General features: G+C 59.2%; 14 protein-coding genes and 2 pseudogenes. 9 read left to right on the plus strand and 7 right to left on the minus strand.

The window, feature by feature from the left end; translation table 11 throughout:
- Window positions 1-369: 369 nt before the first annotated feature.
- A complete protein-coding gene (locus tag M0746_RS22850) occupies window positions 370-2,682 on the minus strand; it encodes a YgiQ family radical SAM protein (RefSeq protein ID WP_208938951.1) in 2,313 nt (770 codons plus the stop codon).
- A gap of 392 nt (window positions 2,683-3,074) precedes the next feature.
- Between M0746_RS22850 and M0746_RS22855 the strand changes: the two genes are divergently transcribed.
- From M0746_RS22855 to M0746_RS22885, 7 genes are all read left to right on the plus strand, one after another.
- Window positions 3,075-4,931, plus strand: a complete 1,857-nt coding sequence (locus M0746_RS22855; protein WP_258450682.1) for a hypothetical protein — start codon at window positions 3,075-3,077, stop codon at window positions 4,929-4,931.
- On the plus strand, window positions 4,862-5,518 hold the full coding sequence (locus M0746_RS22860; protein WP_258450683.1) for a hypothetical protein: 657 nt from the start codon (window positions 4,862-4,864) through the stop codon (window positions 5,516-5,518). Before M0746_RS22855 ends, M0746_RS22860 begins: the two co-directional genes overlap by 70 nt.
- Window positions 5,519-5,684: 166 nt before the next feature.
- Complete coding sequence (locus M0746_RS22865; RefSeq protein ID WP_258450684.1) at window positions 5,685-6,671, plus strand: hypothetical protein; 987 nt, start codon at window positions 5,685-5,687, stop codon at window positions 6,669-6,671.
- 80 nt (window positions 6,672-6,751) lie between these two features.
- Entirely contained in the window at window positions 6,752-7,000 is a 249-nt protein-coding gene (locus M0746_RS22870) for a hypothetical protein (protein WP_258450685.1), read from the plus strand.
- Window positions 6,997-8,292, plus strand: a complete 1,296-nt coding sequence (locus tag M0746_RS22875; RefSeq protein ID WP_258450686.1) for a hypothetical protein — start codon at window positions 6,997-6,999, stop codon at window positions 8,290-8,292. The genes M0746_RS22870 and M0746_RS22875 overlap by 4 nt, the downstream gene beginning before the upstream one ends.
- A gap of 83 nt (window positions 8,293-8,375) precedes the next feature.
- A complete protein-coding gene (locus tag M0746_RS22880) occupies window positions 8,376-10,964 on the plus strand; it encodes a hypothetical protein (protein WP_258450687.1) in 2,589 nt (862 codons plus the stop codon).
- Window positions 10,965-11,047: 83 nt separating this feature from the next.
- Entirely contained in the window at window positions 11,048-13,795 is a 2,748-nt protein-coding gene (locus M0746_RS22885) for a leucine-rich repeat domain-containing protein (protein ID WP_258450688.1), read from the plus strand.
- Here M0746_RS22885 and M0746_RS22890 read toward each other — a convergent pair.
- Entirely contained in the window at window positions 13,765-14,130 is a 366-nt protein-coding gene (locus M0746_RS22890; RefSeq protein ID WP_258451539.1) for a hypothetical protein, read from the minus strand. The two genes, M0746_RS22885 and M0746_RS22890, sit on opposite strands and share 31 nt — an antisense overlap.
- 24 nt (window positions 14,131-14,154) lie before the next feature.
- On the opposite strand from M0746_RS22890, the pseudogene M0746_RS22895 reads away from it, so the two are divergent.
- Both M0746_RS22895 and M0746_RS22900 read left to right on the plus strand, forming a co-directional pair.
- Window positions 14,155-14,244: pseudogene (locus M0746_RS22895) on the plus strand (hypothetical protein); the annotation flags it as partial.
- An 18-nt stretch (window positions 14,245-14,262) separates the two neighbouring features.
- A complete protein-coding gene (locus M0746_RS22900; RefSeq protein ID WP_258451517.1) occupies window positions 14,263-15,690 on the plus strand; it encodes an NEL domain-containing protein in 1,428 nt (475 codons plus the stop codon).
- A 41-nt stretch (window positions 15,691-15,731) separates the two neighbouring features.
- Here the strand turns inward: M0746_RS22900 and dnaB are convergent, their stop codons facing one another.
- The 5 genes and pseudogenes from dnaB to rpsF all read right to left on the minus strand — a co-directional run bounded on the left by dnaB (window position 15,732) and on the right by rpsF (window position 19,318).
- Complete coding sequence (gene dnaB / locus M0746_RS22905) at window positions 15,732-17,129, minus strand: replicative DNA helicase (RefSeq protein ID WP_008016882.1); 1,398 nt, start codon at window positions 17,127-17,129, stop codon at window positions 15,732-15,734.
- A 119-nt stretch (window positions 17,130-17,248) separates the two neighbouring features.
- Window positions 17,249-17,695, minus strand: coding sequence for a 50S ribosomal protein L9 (gene rplI, locus M0746_RS22910; protein WP_003221136.1), 447 nt, complete (start codon window positions 17,693-17,695; stop codon window positions 17,249-17,251).
- Window positions 17,696-17,713: 18 nt separating this feature from the next.
- A complete protein-coding gene (locus tag M0746_RS22915) occupies window positions 17,714-18,607 on the minus strand; it encodes a hypothetical protein (RefSeq protein ID WP_208938953.1) in 894 nt (297 codons plus the stop codon).
- Between the two features lie 36 nt (window positions 18,608-18,643).
- Window positions 18,644-18,874 carry a 30S ribosomal protein S18 gene (gene rpsR / locus M0746_RS22920; protein ID WP_002551829.1) on the minus strand — a complete coding sequence of 77 codons (231 nt, stop codon included), beginning with the start codon at window positions 18,872-18,874 and terminating at the stop codon, window positions 18,644-18,646.
- Window positions 18,875-18,903: 29 nt separating this feature from the next.
- Window positions 18,904-19,318, minus strand: a pseudogene (rpsF, locus tag M0746_RS22925) (30S ribosomal protein S6).
- Window positions 19,319-19,488 lie beyond the last annotated feature (170 nt).

Here is a 19,488-nt window from a genome sequence, read left to right on the forward strand (position 1 = left end):
TGAGGCATTCCCACGCAGGAGCGTGGGAACGATCAGCAGAAGCCAGTCTCCTCAACACCCTTTGATCGTTCCCACGCTCTGCGTGGGAACGCAGCCCGTGACGCTCCGCGTCACAACCCTGTTCGGCAATACTGCGAGTAACGGCTGGAACGCAGAGCGTCCCTTGAGGCATTCCCACGCAGGAGCGTGGGAACGATCAGCGCGCCCGGTCTTGAATCGAGCTGCGAGTTTGAAAAGCCTGGAGATCTGCTCCCTTCCCCTCGCCCCCTTTGGGGGAGAGGGCTGGGGTGAGGGGGAAGCGATGATCCTGACACCACATTTCTCAAGGCCTGAAACGCAAAACGCCAACCCGAAGGTTGGCGTTTTCGTTTAGCGCGGTACGACCGGCTTGCGTGTCGGCTTCGGCCCTTTGCCTTTGGCGGCGTCCTTGCGCTCTTTGGCGGCCTGCTGGTTGCGGGCGAATGCCGCGGCCTTGGCCTGTTCACGCTTGTCCCAAGGGTTGCCGCCATCACTGGCACGCGGCGGCAGGCCGTTGTGCTGGGTGAGGATCTTGGTGGTCTTCTCTTTGCCTTCCTTCGCCACTTTATGGCTGCCGGCCGGCGTCGAGTTCTTGCGACGCGCGCTCTGATAACTGTCGGTGGCCGGCTGATGCGCCGGGATCAGTTGATCCTTGCCCGGGCCGATCAGGTCGCCACGGCCCATGCGGATCAGCGCTTCACGCAGCATTGGCCAGCCTTTCGGGTCGTGATAACGCAGGAACGCCTTATGCAGACGACGCTGGTCCTCGCTCTTGACGATGGTCACGCCGTCGCTCTTGTACGTCACCTTGCGCAGCGGGTTCTTGCCCGAGTGGTACATCGCGGTGGCGGTGGCCATCGGCGACGGGTAGAACGCCTGCACCTGGTCGGCACGGAAGCCGTTGCCCTTGAGCCACAGCGCGAGGTTCATCATGTCTTCGTCGGTGGTACCCGGGTGCGCCGCGATGAAGTACGGAATCAGGTACTGCTCCTTGCCCGCTTCCTTGGTGTACTTCTCGAACATGCGCTTGAACTTGTCGTAGCTGCCGATGCCCGGTTTCATCATCTGGTTGAGCGGACCTTCCTCGGTATGCTCCGGGGCGATCTTCAGGTAGCCGCCAACGTGGTGGGTCACCAGCTCCTTGACGTATTCCGGCGACTCGACCGCGAGGTCGTAACGCAGGCCGGAAGCAATCAGGATCTTCTTCACACCCGGCAAAGCGCGGGCGCTGCGATACAACTGAATCAGCGACGAGTGATCGGTGTTCAGGTTCGGGCAGATACCCGGGAACACGCACGACGGCTTGCGGCATGCGGATTCGATTTCCGGGCTCTTGCAGGCGATGCGGTACATGTTCGCGGTCGGCCCGCCGAGGTCGGAAATGACCCCGGTAAAGCCCGGAACCTTGTCGCGGATCTCTTCGATTTCGCGAATGATCGATTCTTCGGAACGGTTCTGGATGATCCGGCCTTCGTGCTCGGTGATCGAACAGAAGGTACAGCCGCCGAAGCAGCCACGCATGATGTTCACCGAGAAACGGATCATGTCGTAAGCCGGGATCTTTTCCTTGCCGTACGCCGGGTGCGGGACACGGGCGTAAGGCATGCCGAACACGTAGTCCATTTCTTCAGTGGTCATCGGAATCGGCGGCGGGTTGAACCAGACGTCGATCTCGCCATGCTTTTGCACCAGCGCACGGGCGTTGCCCGGGTTGGTTTCCAGGTGCAGCACGCGGTTGGCGTGGGCATACAGAACCGGGTCGTTACGGACTTTCTCCATCGACGGCAGACGGATGACCGTCTTGTCGCGGGTCATGCGCGGGCTGGCCAGGATCTGCACGACCTTGGCTTCCTGCGGATCTTCGACCGGGCCCTTTTCCTGCTCGATGGCGCAAGCCTGAGTGTCCTGGGTGTTGACGTACGGGTTGATGATCTTGTCGACCTTGCCCGGACGATCGATGCGCGTGGAATCGACTTCGTACCAGCCCTGCGGCGTGTCACGACGGATGAACGCCGTGCCGCGCACATCGGTGATGTCTTCGATCTTGTGGCCGTAGGACAGACGCTGGGCGACTTCGACGATGGCCCGCTCGGCGTTGCCGTACAGGAGAATGTCGGCGCTGGCGTCGATCAGGATCGAGTTGCGCACGCGGTCCTGCCAGTAGTCGTAATGGGCGATGCGCCGCAGCGAAGCTTCGATGCCGCCGAGCACGATTGGCACGTGCTTGTAGGCTTCCTTGCAGCGCTGGCTGTAAACCAGGCTCGCGCGGTCCGGACGTTTGCCGGCCATGCCGCCGGGCGTGTAGGCGTCGTCGGAACGGATTTTCTTGTCCGCGGTGTAGCGGTTGATCATCGAGTCCATGTTGCCCGCCGCGACGCCGAAAAACAGGTTCGGCTCGCCGAGCTTCATGAAGTCGTCTTTGGACTGCCAGTTCGGCTGGGCAATGATCCCGACGCGGAAGCCTTGCGACTCCAGCAGCCGGCCAATGATCGCCATGCCGAACGATGGGTGATCGACGTAGGCATCACCAGTAACAATGATGATGTCGCACGAATCCCAGCCAAGCTGATCCATCTCCTCCCTGCTCATCGGCAGGAATGGCGCGGGTCCGAAACATTCGGCCCAATATTTTGGATAGTCAAATAACGGCTTGGCTGCTTGCATGTCGACGACCGGTGTTGAAGTGAAAAATCGCGGGCGCGGAATATAGCACAAATTTTGACCAATTCCGACGACAGTGGTCGGTTTCTCCAAGAGGCCGCTCCTCCGGACATTACGCGTTTCATACGAACGCACGACGCATGACACGGCAAGGAAGCCGACCACTCAGCGCATCTTTTATGGGATAGCGAGGCGTGAACGTTAAAGGGTGACAAGCAATGCCAATCAAACCGCCAGTCAGAGGCACAACAACCGCCTCGGTCCATGGGACGCGCGTCAGCGAGTCAGTACCCGGACCCGTTAACAGGAATCCATTCGGCGGCACATTGGTGCCCCCATCTCCTACCCGACGCCCATCCTCACCGACCGATGCAGTTCATCCGGTCATCACTCCTGTGCCACCGCGAGTTGCGGTCAGCGCAACGGCGAACTCAGCACCTGCCCCCGCTCTGCCCGAGCGTCCACTGAAAGATTACTGGATCACGTCGCTGGCGGTGCTGCCGGCCCCTGACGCCGAAGGCATTTCGATCTACCGAGGACGTCAGTATGTTGAAGTGCCGGACGGCGGTCATGTGCAGATCGGAGTGGATCCGGCCAGCGGCCTTTATCGCGCGAAATTACCGAGTGAACTGATACCTTCAGGACCGGTTTTAAAACCCGACGTCGAAAGTTCGCTCTGGTATCCGGTTGAACGCCTGGTGCCGTTGACCTTTGCGCTATCAACTGCACGACTGGAGGCGTTTCGTACCGACCTGGATTTCAGCACGGCCGATCCGGGAAGTGATGGACTGTATCGCTTCAATGGCAAGCTCTACGCACGGATAGAGCAACATGCCTATCAAGTTCTGCATGATCTCGATGCCTCGTCACCGCAGAGGTCGGTGATGCGCATCGTTCGTCCCGGGGACGCGGTCGCCACCGATGCTGGCAATCTTTACGTGGCTTCGCGCCCCGGCAGTTCGGAGCCTGTCGCTTTCGATACCCGGCACGGCTGGCAGGGCACGATTGTGTACGGTGCCGCAGGCATGCCGCGAACCGTGGCAGCGTCTTCAAGTGCCTTCTGGCAGCGTCTGGAAGTGGCTTCTGAACTTGACCAGATAAATCTGCGAATCCAAAAAGCTCACGAGACACGTCAAGAACTCATCGCTGCATGGCTGACTGCGAAGGATCTGGAGGGTGAGCCCGCCAAGCGGGTGGCTGGCGAATTAACGGCACTTGTAGATCGCGAACTGCACAGCCTCAAGGAACTGAGAAGTCTTAGGGAGGCCCTGAACTACTACAAAGAGCAAAAATCCGTCGTAAGTACGCTTATTTCGGAGGCAGATTACAGAGACAAAATGATCGCGTTGCAAAAAGGCCAGATGCTCGCCTATCAACAGCTCATAGAATGCGGCCTGAGTCGTCGTGCACTCAAGGGCCCACTGCTTGACCTTGCTCCGGACGGGCTTCCACGGACCGTCAGCTTCCTCTACCGAATGATGGGCCACCTGAAAGAGCGCCAGCTCATTGCCGATAATCTGGTGAAAAAATGGAAGGTCTCGCCGGACGATCTGAGCGACATACTTTCATCGGCGGACACGCATAACGTCGTCGCCTCGTGGGTGCTCACCAAAAGTGTACTGCTGGACAATCCGCTGTCGGCCGGCAACGCTGTTCAGGCTTCTGACCTGGCTGTCCAGTTCGGTATGGCGACCGTCGTTTACGCAGCGCTTGGCAAGATCCCGGAAGACCTGCACGTATCGGTACTCAGTGGCCTGTCTCAGCAATGCGCCGCACTGCGCGACTGGTACGATCGACTGGACCTGCCAGCCGGCCCCGAACACGTCACCTCACGCAATGACATCAACGCCGAAATCCAGGCGTTCGAACTCACCCTGGAAACTCGCCTGACGCGCCTCTATCTGGACCAGCCGGATGGCTCCGCACGACCCGCCCCGGAGCAGCCGATTGACTTCGACTATATTCCGCCACAAGACCGGAGCGGCCCGCAAACAAAGCCCTGGCGCCTGTTTCGGGCAAAAAAGAACGGTGTCAGCAAGATCAACATCGGCGAGTCACGGCGCACCGCTCTAGGGGTAGAGGTCATTGACGTCAGCAGCCCCTTCAATCCGCAGCAACCCATACAAACCTACGAGCACAGAGAGGGGGAATGGCGCCCGGTGCAGTCGATCCGGAAAAAGCCTTGCCCGCGCTGCTGGCAGACGCCGATCAACTGCTGCGCGAATCCGACTCGCACGTCAATACCGCCCTAAGGGAGGAGCGGGAAAAAATCAACCCGGACAACATTGTCGAAAAACTTGAAGAGAAAGTCAGAGCGCTGGATGACACAGCCCTGCAGCTTCAGCGGTTCGAACACAACGATGCCACTGCCAAGGCGTTGATCCAAAGGCTGAAACAGGACAGTCAGCGTCTGCGGACCGCAGGTGAGGACATTCGCATCCGGATTTACAAGGACAAGAATTTTCTCTGCGTCGACCGGGTGATTTATCTGATCGACAGGCAGCACGTCCGGGCGCAGCAAACCGTCACCCGACTGAAACGGGGCAAGCGCCAGGACAGGGAGTACCTCGACATTTACGTGCTGACGGATGCCCATACCGGCGCGCCACTCTGGCATGCGCATTTTCATTACCCCGCCGCAGACACGCCCGCTCTGAACTTCAACGTGCGCGGCGCTCACCTGAAAACCCTTGAGCAAAGTGCGAAGGGCAGTATGTCGCAGCGCAGAGAAGAACAGGCCGGACGACAACACGTTGCCATTTGGCGCCATCACTTCGACAGACGCACCGCGCAGAGAATTTTCGATCTGGCGGCCACCACCACTGATCGCGTCCCGTAATGGCCTCCCGTGCCGGGCATCGTACGGCCTGACGGGAAAGTAACCCGGTGCGCCGTTCGCGGGAAAGAATCCGCTACAGCCACGTCGTCATCACCCTCAGGCCATGACGCCGAGAACACCAGCAGCATCGGAAGGCTGCTGGCCAATTCCACAAGGAACGTAAACCATGCCAATCAAAACACTTTCAAAAGGCACTACTACCGCCCAAGTGCATCCGCGGCCGGATACCGCAGTGGATTCACCAGCTCTTCGCCCCGACATAACAGTGCGGTCAGGCTTCGACACTGCAACGTCGATCCATCCGAAATACCGACCGGGCGGATCACCTGGCGGCATCGACCCCGATGCAATCACTTTGGCGCCTGTCGTTACTGTTCACCCATTGGCATCGCCGAGCGAAACGCCACGCGCGGTCGGTCTGCCGCTGGAGGATTACCGTGTCACGGCCGCTGTCGACCTGCCGGCAGCCAATTTCGAGGGCTTCAGAATTCATAAAGGCCGCCAGTATGTCGATGTGGTCAATGTCGGGGTTGTGCATGTCGCCAAAGACGCCGAGACCGGACAGTACAGGGCTCACCTGACGAGCGAATCGAAGCCTTCCGGCCCTGTTCTGGTTCGCGATGTCGATAGCGGATTCTGGCGGCCAAACGATACCGACGAAGTCATTACTGCCCCTCTTACCGATGCCAGCCTGCGAGCGTTTCGTATGGATCTGGACTTCAGTACCAGCGAACCCGACATTGACGGTTTGTTTCACCACGATGGCAAACGTTACGTGGTCATCCACGACCACGCCCATCAAGCGCTGCTCGATACGCAGGCCTCGACGCCGGTGCAAAAGGTCTGGCGCATCGTCAAGCCCGGGGACCCGGTGGCCACGGACAGCGAAAACATTTACCACGCCAGCCGCAGCGGCGAGACCCGTGCCATTGCACGCAATGCGCAAGACGCCTGGGTGCTGGTTTTCCCAGGCCTGAACGCAGGCATGCGCCGCCGTGAAACGGCTCAGGCCAATATGGCGATGCTGATGCAACGCTATGAACCTTTGCCGCTGCGCATCGGGAACTGGTCGAGTCTGCTACCCGCTTCGACCGTCTCTGGAGTGAGGCACGTGCGCAGGCGCAGGACAGCGAGGGGAAAACCGCAGCCCTGATCGCCGTTGAAGTTCATCTGCTCAAGCACATCAAAAAGCAGACGGATTTCGTCCAGTCCCTTGTCGATAACAAGGACTGGATGGTCCATCTGAAAGTCGGCGGGGTTTACAGGGAAGAGCTGCACACGTTCCGCCTGGATCGCGTGCGTTATCTGAACCGGCTCATGGCCGTGATGGACTTTCGCATCGCTCCGCTGTTTGCGACGACGAGCGCAGAAAATTGTAAAAAAATGATCACGCACCTGAACAAGAAACTGAAGCTGATCGAAGACCGCCAGAACGTCATGGAACAGATCCGCAAAGCAGCCCCGGAGCGGGGCCCACATTGATCGAACTCAGCCAGGAAGTGCCCTCGGCCGAACGCATCAACCTCAACAAACTGATGTTGTATGTCCATCTGTATGCCGACGCGCCCGACCATTCGCCCAATGTCACCATGCCTTCGCTCGCGTCCATCGATCTGGTCACCGGTGAGTTGCACAACATCCCTGAACGCTCGCACCCACTGGCTCTGATGCTGACGCTTGATCAGATCCGAAGCGACAAAAGCCGCTTCGAATCGCAATTGTCTACCGAGGATGCGAAAGCCGAATACGCCCGGGAAATCATCGCGTTGCTTGACCCGATCGAAATCCGCATCGAAGCACGGTTGAACGAACTCTTCGCCACGTTCGATCGCAATACCGAACTGCCGAACCTGGATCAGGACATCGACTTCAGCTTCCTGCCACCGCGGCCAAGCGACAATGTGCCAGCCACAGCGCCTGCGACCCGCAAGGTGTTCCGTACCCGTCGGCACGGCACTTCCAGAATTCTCATCGGCGACACCGAAACCGCTGCGGACGGCAGCATCGTCATCAAGGTAGCCAACCCGCTGCGGCCCGACGGCCCGGCTGAACGCTATGAACAGCGTCACGGCGAATGGGTGCCGGTTCCCCCGCCGCTTGTCCGCACACCGAAACCGCAGTTGATTGCCGAAGCCAACCAGCTGTTGGCGCAGGTCGAAAACCACAGCGCCGATGCCAGGGCTAAAGAAGCGCAAAAAGACAACCCGACGAATATTCTTGAAGATCTGGAAAAAGCCATCGACCCGCTGAGCGAGCAGGCCAGGCGCCTGCAGAACCTCGAAAAAGCGCAGCAGGACGCTGAAGTCGAAGCCTTGATCGAGCGCTTGCAAAGCGCCGCCGACACTTTATCCGCGCAAGGGCAACAGCTGCTGGTGCGGATGTACAAGAACAAGGACGTACTGGACATCATGCGTCTGAACTGGCTGCTCGATCATGCCGAACTCAGTGTGCGCAAAACGGTAGATCGCAAACAGCAAGGCAAAGGTAAGGAGAAATCCTTTCTCGACGTCTATTCGATCAGGGACCGCGCTGACGATGCACCGTTATGGGAAGCGCACTTTCACTACGACAGGCACAACAGCGAGCCGCTGAGTTTCAGCATCAAGGGTGGTCACCTGAAAACGCTGGAACAGGGCTCGCGCGGCATCGAATCTCAACGCCGTGACGCGCAGGCCGGCCTGCCCCACGTTGCCATCTGGCGCGAGACCTTCGACGGCAGGACCGCGAGCAAGATCTTTGCTCTCGCCAGCCAAAGCGCAGCGGCGGCCCACTGATTCATTCGCACCGGCAATGACGCCGAACCGGCCAGCCGCTGCCCGACTGCGGGAGCGACTGGCAACCTACAAGGAAGTTTTTCATGCCCATCAAATCGCCGCCCAAAGGCAACACCTCAGGCGTCACAACTGTTCGTCCGACAACGACGCCGGACGTGACTACGCCGCGCCCCGGTATCACAACGCATCCCGGCTTTGACAACCGCGGCCTGCCAATACGTCCCGGCGGGCCCGCCGGCGACGCCGATCTCGATGCGATCTCCCCGGCGCCCACTGTCACTGTGCATCGCTCGGCCCGACAGGACGACCCACCACACGCAGGCGGTCTGCCGCTTGAGCATTACCGGGTCACGGCCGCTGTCGATCTGCCGGCAGCCAATGCCGAGGGCTTGCGCCTGTTCAAAGGGCGGCAATACGTCGATGTGGTCGAGATCGGCACCGTACAGGTCGCTCAGGATGCCGACAGCGGTCTGTTCCGCGCCAGATTGCCCAGCGAAGCGAAAGCTTCCGGGCCTGTCTTGTTTCGCGATGGAAACGATGGGCTCTGGCGGGCAACCGACGATGGAAATGCCACTACCGCTGCTCTTACCGATGCGAGTCTGCAGGCGTTTCGTACGGATCTGGACTTCAGTACGAGCGAACCCGACCTCGACGGTTTGTTTGGGCACGATGGCAAACGCTACGCGCTCATCCACGAACATGCTTATCAGGTCATGCTTGATAGGGATGGGTCTACGCCTGTACGAAAGGTCTGGCGCATCGTTAATGCCAAAGATCCTGTGGCGAGTGATAGCGACAACATCTATCACGCCAGCCGCAGTGGAGAGTCTCGGGCCATCACACGCAATGCTCACGATACCTGGGTTTCCGCCTCCACCGGCTTGCTTGGAGGAATGCGCCGCCAGGACGCGATACCGATTCTGATGCAGCGCTATGAGCCCTTCGTCATGAGAATAAACGAGATTAATCAGTCCGCTGAACGCTATAACGAGCTCGCGGCGCAGGCAGACGCTCTGCCGAAAGACAGCGCAGGGCGGACGGCGGCATTGATTGCCGTTGAAGTTCACCTGCTCAGGCACATCAAAAAGCAGGCTGACAATTTGCAGTTAATACTCGACCACAAATCCTGGTTGATGCACATCAAAGCCAACGGGGTGTACGCCGAAGAGCTTCATGCCCTTCGCCTGGACCGGGTGGAATACCTGAACCGACTGATGATAGTCATGAATTTCAGGGGTGAGTCTATGTTCACCACGCTGAATGCTGACACCTGTATGAAAGTCATCAGCATTATGAACAAAAAGCTGAAGCTTCTCGAAGACCGGGATCTGGTGATGGAGCAGATCCTGAAAGCAGACCGAGGAGCGGCCCCGATACTTGCAAAGCTCCGTAATAAAGTGGATTCGGCCGAGCGCATCAATTTCAACAAGTTGAACCTGTACGTCCACATGTTCGCAGGCACGCCTGACTACGCGCCCGAAGCGACCATGCGCTCGCTTTATTCCATCGACCTGCTCACTGACGATCTGCAAAACATTCCCGAAGCCATGCAGCCATTGGCGCTGATGCTGACCCTTGATCAAATAAGAGGTGAGAGAGGTCGCTTTGAAGCAGAGCTGTCGGCAGGCAGCGTCAAATCCGAGTACGCCCGGGAGATCCTCGCGCTGGCCGATCAGTTCGAGACCGGCATCGAAACCCGCTTGAAAGACATCTTTGCCTCGTTCAACCGCGATACCGAGCTGCCCAGCCTGGAACAGAACATCGACTTCGATTTCATTCCGCCGCGGCCAAGCGATAGCGTGGCAGTCCGACCGCCGTCAATGAGGAAAGTCTTCCGCACCCGACGGCACGGCACTTCCAGGGTAATGGTTGGCGACACGGAAACCGCCGCAGACGGCAGCGTTATCGTCAAGGTTTGCAACCCGTTCCAGCCGAATGGCCCGGTCGAACGCTACGAGAAAAGGCAGGGTGAATGGCTGCCAGTTCGTCCGCCCATCGTCAGCACTCCGCGACCGGAACTGATCGCCGAGGCCAACCGTTTATTGGCTGACGTTGAAAAGCACATCGCCGTAGCACGGACCAAAGAAACCGCGAAAGACAATCCGACGGAAATTATTGAAGACCTCGAAAAAGCTGTCGACCCGCTCAACGAGCAGGCACGCCGCCTGCAAAACCAAGAAAACGCGGCCGAGGATGCCGAGATCCAGAGCTTGGCCGAACGCTTGCAAACAGCTGCTGACACACTAACCGCGCATGGCCAAAGGGCGCTGGTGCGGATGTACAAGAACAAGGACGTACTGGACATCATGCGTCTGAACTGGCTGCTCGATCATGCCGAACTCAGTGTGCGCAAAACGGTAGATCGCAAACAGCAGGGCAAGGGCAAGGAGAAATCCTTTCTCGACGTCTATTCGATCCGCGATCGCGCTGACGATGCGCCGTTATGGGAAGCGCACTTTCACTACGACAGGCACAACAGCGAGACGCTGAGTTTCAGCATCAAGGGTGGTCACCTGAAAACGCTGGAACAAGGCACGCGCGGCATCGAATCTCAACGCCGTGACGCACAGGCCGGCCTACCCCACGTTGCCATCTGGCGCCAGACATTCGACGGCAGGACCGCGAGCAAGATCTTTGCTCTCGCCAGCCAAAGCGCAGCGGCGGCCCACTGATTCATTCGCACCGGCAATGACGCCGAACCGGCCAGCCGCTGCCCGACTGCGGGAGCGACTGGCAACCTACAAGGAAGTTTTTCATGCCCATCAAATCGCCGCCCAAAGGCAACACCTCAGGCGTCACAACTGTTCGTCCGACAACGATGCCGGACGTGACTACGCCGCGCCCCGGTACCACATCGCGTCCCGGCTTTGACAACCGCGGCCTGCCAACACGTCCCGGCGGGCCCGCCGGCGACACCGATCTCGATGCGAACACTTCAGCGCCTATCGTTACTGTTCACCCATCGGCATCGCCGAGCGAAACGCCACGCGCGGTCGGTCTGCCGCTGGAGGATTACCGGGTCACGGCCGCTGTCGATTTGCCGGCAGCCAATGCCGAGGGCTTGCGCCTGTTCAAAGGGCGGCAATACGTCGATGTGGTCGAGATCGGCACCGTACAGATCGCTCAGGATGCCGACAGCGGGCTGTTCCGCGCCAGGCTGCCCAGCGAAGCGAAAGCTTCCGGGCCGATTCTGCTGCGCGATCCGGACAGCGGCCTGTGGCATCCGCTGGAAGATTTTGAACCGATAACCTTTGCCCTGAGCGAGAGCCGTCTGGCAGCGTTTCGCACAACCCTGCAACTGCACAGCGTTGAACCTGGCAGCGACGGACTGCACCGCATCGACGGCAAACTGTATGCGCTGATCGATAACCATGCTTATCAGGTGTTGCACGATCTGGATGCCTCGACGCCGCTGGCCTCGGTGATGCGCATCGTCCGCAGCGATGACCCGGTCGCCAGCGACAGCGCCAATCGGTATGTCGCGACGCGTCCGGGCCGGTCGGAACCGATTGTTTTCGATGCCATACAAGGCTGGGTGGGCACCACCGTGGCCGGCGCCGGCGGCATGATGCGTGGCGACGGCGTCAACGTGCCTGCGCATTCGAGCATGCGCGAGCGGCTGTCGCAGGTTTTGAACCGGTTGCGCAGCCCTCAATCGCGGGCGCGAAAGCTGTTTCCGGACCACACCGATGAAGAAATCGGTCAATTCATCAAGTCCTTGGGAAATGACGTCGCTGGCGGTTTGACCCAGCGCGAGAGCGCCTACAAATCCCTCAAGATTGAACTCGATGCCTGGCTGCGGCAATCCGCCAATGCAGCGCCGTCCGGCACTTCGCCAACCGCCGCGCAGCAAATCGCGCACAGTCTCAAGCGCTGCTGGCGCCATCAGAGCGGCGCCATACTTTGGCTCGAGGCTGGCAACGGCACACTGCCGGCGCTGAAAGCCGATTTCAGCCACGTCCGACACCTGACACTGAAATCGGTCGCATGGTCAGACGCCTCAGGCATTATGCTCGGCAACTTCTCCGGACTGGAAAGCCTGCACATCAGCGGCTCGACACTGGACACGCTGCCCGCAGCTCTCGTGCAGATGGCCGATTTGAAGAGCCTTGATCTGAGTGCGAACCGCATCGCCCTCAACGAACAAACGACCGCTGCACTGGGTTCACTGAGCAAACTCAAGCATCTGGATCTGTCCGACAACCCGTTGGGGCAAACGCCGGACTTTTCCGCCATGGCCGACCTCAAGACGCTGAACCTGAGCAATGCGCAACTGGAGCAGTGGCCGGCAGGTCTGCACAGCCAGGCCCGACTGGTGCGTGTGGACTTGCGCAACAACCGCTTGAGCGCGGTCCCGGAAGCCAACCTCAATCCACCAGCCGATCAGTTCGAAGCGCTCGCGCGTATCAACAGTGTCAGCCTGCTGGAAGGCAATCCTTTTCCACCCGGCTACTGGACGAAACTGGAAGACTTTTGGCAACGGGTGGCGATCGATCAACCGGAGCTGGGCAGCAGCGCTCTGGCCGATGCATTCAGACTCCCCAGTGACATGCCGGAAACCCCCGACGTGCAGCGGGTTTACCCAAACAAGAATCCTCAGCAGGTGCGGGCATTTCTACTCGCTCTGAATGATGACGGCAAAGCGCGACTGGCACGCCGTGTCGCAGCGCTGGACTCGCTGCAGTCCCAGCTAGAGGCCTACGTCGATGGCAGCCAGACCGATGCGTCCGGCGCAGACACGCCGGCCAGGATTCAGGCGCGCCGCGTTGCCGCCACCCTCCAGGCCAATTGGCTCAATTCCATGCACACACTGAGGCTGTCGTCGACAGAGGCGTCACTGCCGCCGCTCAGCGCGGACTTCGGCCATGTCAAAACACTGATTATCAACACCGCTAAATGGTCGGCTGACGCCGATACCTTCCTGGCCGGTTTCCCCAATCTGGAACGCTTGCTCATCAATCATTGCGGGCTTGAAAACTTGCCCGCACCGATTGCTGCCATGCGTGGCCTGGTCAATCTGAATCTGTCCCATAATCGCCTGCAACTGACTGAGCAGAGCGCGGCAACACTCAGTGCCATGCATCATCTGGGGACGATCAACCTGACCGACAATCCGGCCCTCGGCCTGACGCCTGATTTCAGCCATATGTCCAGACTCAGGCATCTGCTGCTGAGCAATATCGGTATCGATCAGTGGCCGAGCGGGTTACACGACAAGACGGGGCTGATCACACTGGATCTAAGCAACAACCGCTTGAAGGAAGTGCCGCCGACATTCATCGATCCAGCGGATGAGGACTTGTTGGCGGTCGCACGGGTCAACGCCGTAACCCGGCTCAAAGGCAATCCGTTCCCGGCCGATTACTGGAAGAAATTCGATGCCTACTGGCGACGCGTCAGCGCAGTCGCTCCCGAACTGCTGACCTCTCATCAGGGTGTGATGTTCGATAGCGACAACTCCTTGGCGAAACGTTACCGGCGACTGTTTCCCCAAAAGACTTGAAGCAGTGCAGAGAATACCTTTGGACCATGGACGTTGACGCCGCGACCATCAAGGTGCGCAGTCTTGAGCAGGAGTTCGCGCGACTCAAACGCCAGCTCGACGCCTGGGTTTTTTCCGGTGGAGGCAATCTGGGCGGGTACATTCGCGCCGACCAACTGGCGCTCAATGCACAGAACCGAGCTGATCGGGTCACGGCCAACGACAGAATCATCAGTTGCTGGCGCCGAGAGGGGCCGCAAGCTCATGCCCATGACGGTACTCCCATCGGCCTGGAGCTCGATCTGAGCAATCTGCGGCTGCCCAGCCTGCCGGACATAGATGCTGACTTCACTCACGTCGGCTCACTCAAACTCGTCAATATGCGCCTGAGCACGTCGCCGGAAGGTTTTCTGACGCGTTTCCGCCACATACGCTGGTTGAAATTGTCGCGCAATCAACTGCGTGAACTGCCACCGGCGATTGGCGAAATGCATGGTCTGACGTGGTTGTCGCTGGATAGCAACAACATCACCCTGACCGCCGACACTGCCCGCGTCCTCGCGAGCCGCACGACCTTGCGTGCACTGGAGCTGCAGGGAAACCGGCAACTGGGCATCGCCCCGGATATGAGCCAGATCGTCGACCTGCGGTCGGTCAGTCTGGCTCTCACAGGGATCGACACCTTTCCCAATGGCCTCATCCATCAGCCGCTGCTGGATACCATCGAGCTGCACAGCAACCGCATCACGGAAATTCCCGACGCCGTCATCGCGCCGCCGGATGATCAACTGGCGAACACCGTGCGCATCAACAACATCACTGATATTTCGAATAATCCATTGTCGGACGCGACATACAGCCGCCTGATCAACTACCGCAGTCGCCTGAGAGCAGCCGGCACACCGCTGACAGGCTTAAGGAACATCCTCGACACGGCGAGCGCCAGGCCGGAGCCCCTTCGCCTGGCTCCGGCTGACCCGATGCTGCGCTGGACAGCGGGCTTCACCGAAAAACAGCTGACGACACGAACACGGCAATGGCAAACCCTACGCGATCAGGCGCGCTCGGACGGTTTGTTCAACACACTGCAACGCCTGCTGGATACGCCAACCGGCCACTTGGCACTTCAAGGGCGAGTCTGGCGGTTGATCGATAGCATCACCGAAAACACCGCACAGTCCGAACGGTTGCGCAACGAAGTCTTTGATCGCGCCGGCGAAGCGGCCTGCTGTGACCGGGCAGCTTTTACCTTCGCCAATCTCGAGATCTTGTCGTTGACGCACAACGCTGTGGCCCGGGCCGGCGACAAAACGCAGGGGCTGGAACTGTTCAAGTTGAACAGAGCGCTGTTCCGCTTGCATGAAGTCGACAAGATTGCCTCGGCGGACATCGCCCAGCGCGAAGCGAACCTTGCCGCAGCCAGAACACCGCAAGAGGCCGCCAATCTGCGGCCGCCAGAGGTGCCCGAAGAAGTTGAAATCAGGCTGTTCTATCGCCACGGTCTCAAAGACCGCCTGCAGCTGCCCGGGCAACCGGAGAAAATGGGGTTTGCCCACCTGGTCAGCGTCTCCAAAGCGCAACTGGACAGTGCTTGCCAAACCGTCCTCGCGCGAGATAACTCAGCCGAGGAGTTTCAGGCCCTGGTGGCGAGGGAGTTCTGGCAAACATACCTGACTACGCACTATCAGGAGGTCTTCGAAGCCCGGCGTCAGCCGTTTCAAGACCGCCAGGCGGCTCTGGATGAATCATTCAAGGCAAACGAATTGTCATTCGCCGACTACGACGCGCAATCAAAAGCGATGCAGGCAGAATGGCTGATCGAGGAGTCGGCCCTGATCGAAAAACTGAGCCGCAAGGAACTGGCGCAATACAAGGCCAGCGACACTGAAGAGAATGCCGCCGGCACAAGTGCGTAGCCGATAAGGCGAGGGCTGGCCGAAGCGTTGTGGCCAGCCTTTTACTCGTCGTCGTCGAAGTTGTAGCTGCCCGGCGCGAGGTTTTCGAAGCGTGTGTATTTGCCGATGAACGCCAGGCGAATAAAGCCGATCGGGCCGTTACGCTGCTTGCCGATGATGATTTCGGCGATGCCCTTGTGTTCGGTTTCCGGGTGATACACCTCGTCCCGGTACACGAACATGATCACGTCGGCGTCCTGCTCGATCGCACCCGATTCACGCAAGTCGGAGTTCACCGGGCGTTTGTTCGGGCGCTGTTCGAGGGAACGGTTGAGCTGCGACAGGGCCACAACCGGGCAGTTGAATTCCTTGGCCAGCGCTTTCAGGGATCGCGAGATCTCGGAAATTTCGTTGGTACGGTTATCACCACTGGAGCCCGGAATCTGCATCAACTGCAAATAGTCGATCATGATCAAGCCGACGTCTCCGTGCTCACGCACCAGTCGCCGGGTCCGCGCGCGCATTTCCGACGGGCTGATGCCGGCGGTGTCATCGATGAACAGCTTGCGGTCGTTGAGCAGGTTGACCGCCGAGGTCAGGCGCGGCCAGTCGTCGTCTTCCAGTTGGCCTGAACGGACCTTGGTCTGGTCGATGCGGCCAAGCGACGAAAGCATACGCATGATCAGCGACTCGCCTGGCATCTCGAGGGAGTACACCAGTACGGCTTTCTCGCTGCGCAACACGGCGTTTTCCACCAGGTTCATCGCGAAGGTGGTTTTACCCATCGACGGACGGCCGGCGACGATGATCAAGTCGGCCGGTTGCAGGCCGCTGGTCTTCTCGTCGAGGTCGGTGTAGCCGGTCGACAGGCCGGTGATGGCATTGTCGGTGTTGAACAGGGTGTCGATGCGATCGATGGCCTTGGTCAACAGTTCGTTGACGCCAACCGGGCCGCCGGTCTTCGGTCGCGCCTCGGCGATCTGGAAGATCTGCCGTTCGGCTTCATCGAGGATTTCTTCGGCGGTACGGCCTTCAGGGTTGAACGCGCTGTCGGCGATTTCGGTACTGATGCCGATCAGCTGGCGCAACGTCGCGCGCTGGCGGACGATTTGCGCATAGGCCTTGATGTTGGCGACGGACGGCGTGTTTTTCGCCAGCTCACCGAGATAACCGAGACCGCCGACCTGGGACGTCTGGCCTTCCTTGTCCAGTTGCTCGGACAGGGTCACGACGTCGATCGGCATGTTCTGATCGGCCAGTTTGGCGATCGCACGGAAGATCAGGCGGTGGTCATGTCGATAGAAATCGCCGTCGGAGACTTGATCGAGCACGCGTTCCCAGGCGTTGTTGTCCAGCATCAAACCACCGAGTACGGCCTGTTCGGCCTCGATGGAATGTGGCGGCACCTTCAGGGCAGCGGTTTGCAGATCGTATTGCTCGGGAGCGGAGATATCGTTCATGGCCACTTGATAATCAGTGAAAAGCAGGGATTCAGAAAGACAAAGGGCACGACCTGTAAACAGGATCGTGCCCGATGTTAACCGCCTGACGGACAAGCCGCCAGCCGATCCGGTGTTGCTTAAGCTGCTACCACGACAACGCGTACGGTGGCTTCAACTTCGGCGTGCAGGTGCACGGCTACGTCGAATTCACCCACGTTGCGGATGGTGCCGTTCGGCAGACGAACTTCGCTCTTCTGCACTTCAACGCCGGAAGCGGTCAGTGCGTCAGCGATGTCGTGAGTACCGATCGAACCGAACAGCTTGCCTTCGTCGCCAGCGGTGGCAGTGATGGTCACTTCCAGCTCGGCCAGTTGGGCAGCACGGCTTTCGGCCGATGCTTTACGGTCTGCGGCGGCTTTTTCCAGCTCGGCGCGACGCTCTTCGAACGCAGCCAGGTTGGCAGCGGTCGCAGCGGTAGCCTTGCCGAAAGGCAGCAGGTAGTTACGGCCGTAACCGGCCTTAACGTTTACTTTGTCGCCCAGGTTGCCCAGGTTGGCGATTTTTTCCAGAAGGATCAGTTGCATGTGAAAATCCTCTAACTTTTAACCTTCACCGTTCGCGCTGTCGGTGTCTTTCGACACGTGACGACCGCGAAAATCAATCAGGCTGTCGACAATGGCCAGAACCACGAGCAACGGATAGATCAGCTGCATGAACAACAGCAGCGTGACGTACAACCCCACCAGCCAGAAACCGGCCAGTCGCTTCTGCCCGACCAGCCCGTGAATCAGGGCCAGCCCGGCGAACACCAGCGGTACACTGCACAACGGCGTCAACATGGCCATCTGTGCACCGAGATTCGGGCCCAGAAGCATCAACGCCAGCAGTAACATCGCCGGCCCCAGCGGAATGCGGATGGCGCGAAACTCGCGACCAAAACCACCCGGGTTGTACAACAACGCCTGCCAATGCCGCCCGACAATCAGGCTCAGCACGCTGACGATTTGCAACAATGCCGCAATCAGGCCGGTCAGGACCGGTGCAATCAGGGACGCGAAACGCCCTTGCTCATCCACCGACAATTGCTTGTAGGTTTCACCAAGAAGCGTCGGCATGATTTTTATCAAAGCCTGCGCGAGCATCTCGATCTGTGCCGCAAACGCGGCCCCGAGCACCACTGAAAACACCACTCCTATCACTACGCTGACCAGCAGCGTGCGAACCCAGGACTCACTTGCGCGCAAAACCAGCGCAAGCCCCGAAGACCCCAGCAGCACCAGAAGCGCTCGTGGGTCATCGGCATACAGCCACCAGATCAACGCCGGCAGCAGCCCCAGAGACAGAACACCCAGGGCGTCCGTCAGTCCGCGCCGCAGCAGCACAAGGCTCCCTGCGGCAGCACCCAACCAATACAACAACGGCAATGTTGCACATCCGGCCACCACGAGAGTGGCCTGCATGCGGCCGCGCATGATGAACTCAGCTAAGGCGCGCATGCATTCAATCCTTTGCTACTTGTCGACTGCCCGGTCTCAGCGGCCGTGGCTGTCGGTGTAGGCCAGCAGGGCCAGGAAGCGGGCGCGCTTGATAGCGGTGGCCAGCTGACGCTGATAACGAGCTTTGGTACCGGTGATACGGCTTGGAACGATTTTGCCGGTCTCGGATACGTAGGCTTTCAGAGTGTTGAGATCTTTGTAATCGATCTCTTTCACATCTTCAGCGGTGAAGCGGCAGAATTTACGACGACGGAAGAAACGTGCCATTTGATAGGCTCCTTAATAAGGTCCGTGGATTACTCGTCAGCGTTATCGCTGTTGTCACTGTCATCAGCCTTCGGCGCCTTCGTGTTCAGGACGGTCGCGACGCTCACGGCGCTCACTGCGGTTTTCTTCAGCCTTGAGCATCTCGGACTGGCCAGTAACGGCTTCGTCGCGACGGATGACCAGGTTACGGATCACTGCATCGTTGTAGCGGAAGTTGTCTTCCAGCTCGGCCAGGGCTTTGCCAGTGCACTCAACGTTCAGCATCACGTAGTGAGCCTTGTGAACATTGTTGATTGCGTAGGCCAGTTGACGACGGCCCCAATCTTCCAGACGGTGGATTTTGCCGCCGTCTTCTTCGATCAGCTTGGTGTAACGCTCAACCATGCCGCCGACTTGCTCGCTCTGATCCGGGTGGACCAGAAAGATGATTTCGTAATGACGCATGAATGCTCCTTACGGGTTGTAGCCTGCCGCTCAAAAACGGTCAGACAAGGAGTGAATGACACTTATGGACTTGCTGGCCCGGGGCACATGCGTGCCTGCCGCCACAGCAAGGGGCGCAATTGTAGAGAAGGGACTGCGGGGGTGCAAGGTAATTGGTGAATAAATGAACA

Origin of the sequence: Pseudomonas sp. S11P7 (assembly GCF_023195435.1) — a bacterium.
GTDB classification, from domain to species: domain Bacteria; phylum Pseudomonadota; class Gammaproteobacteria; order Pseudomonadales; family Pseudomonadaceae; genus Aquipseudomonas; species Aquipseudomonas fluorescens_G.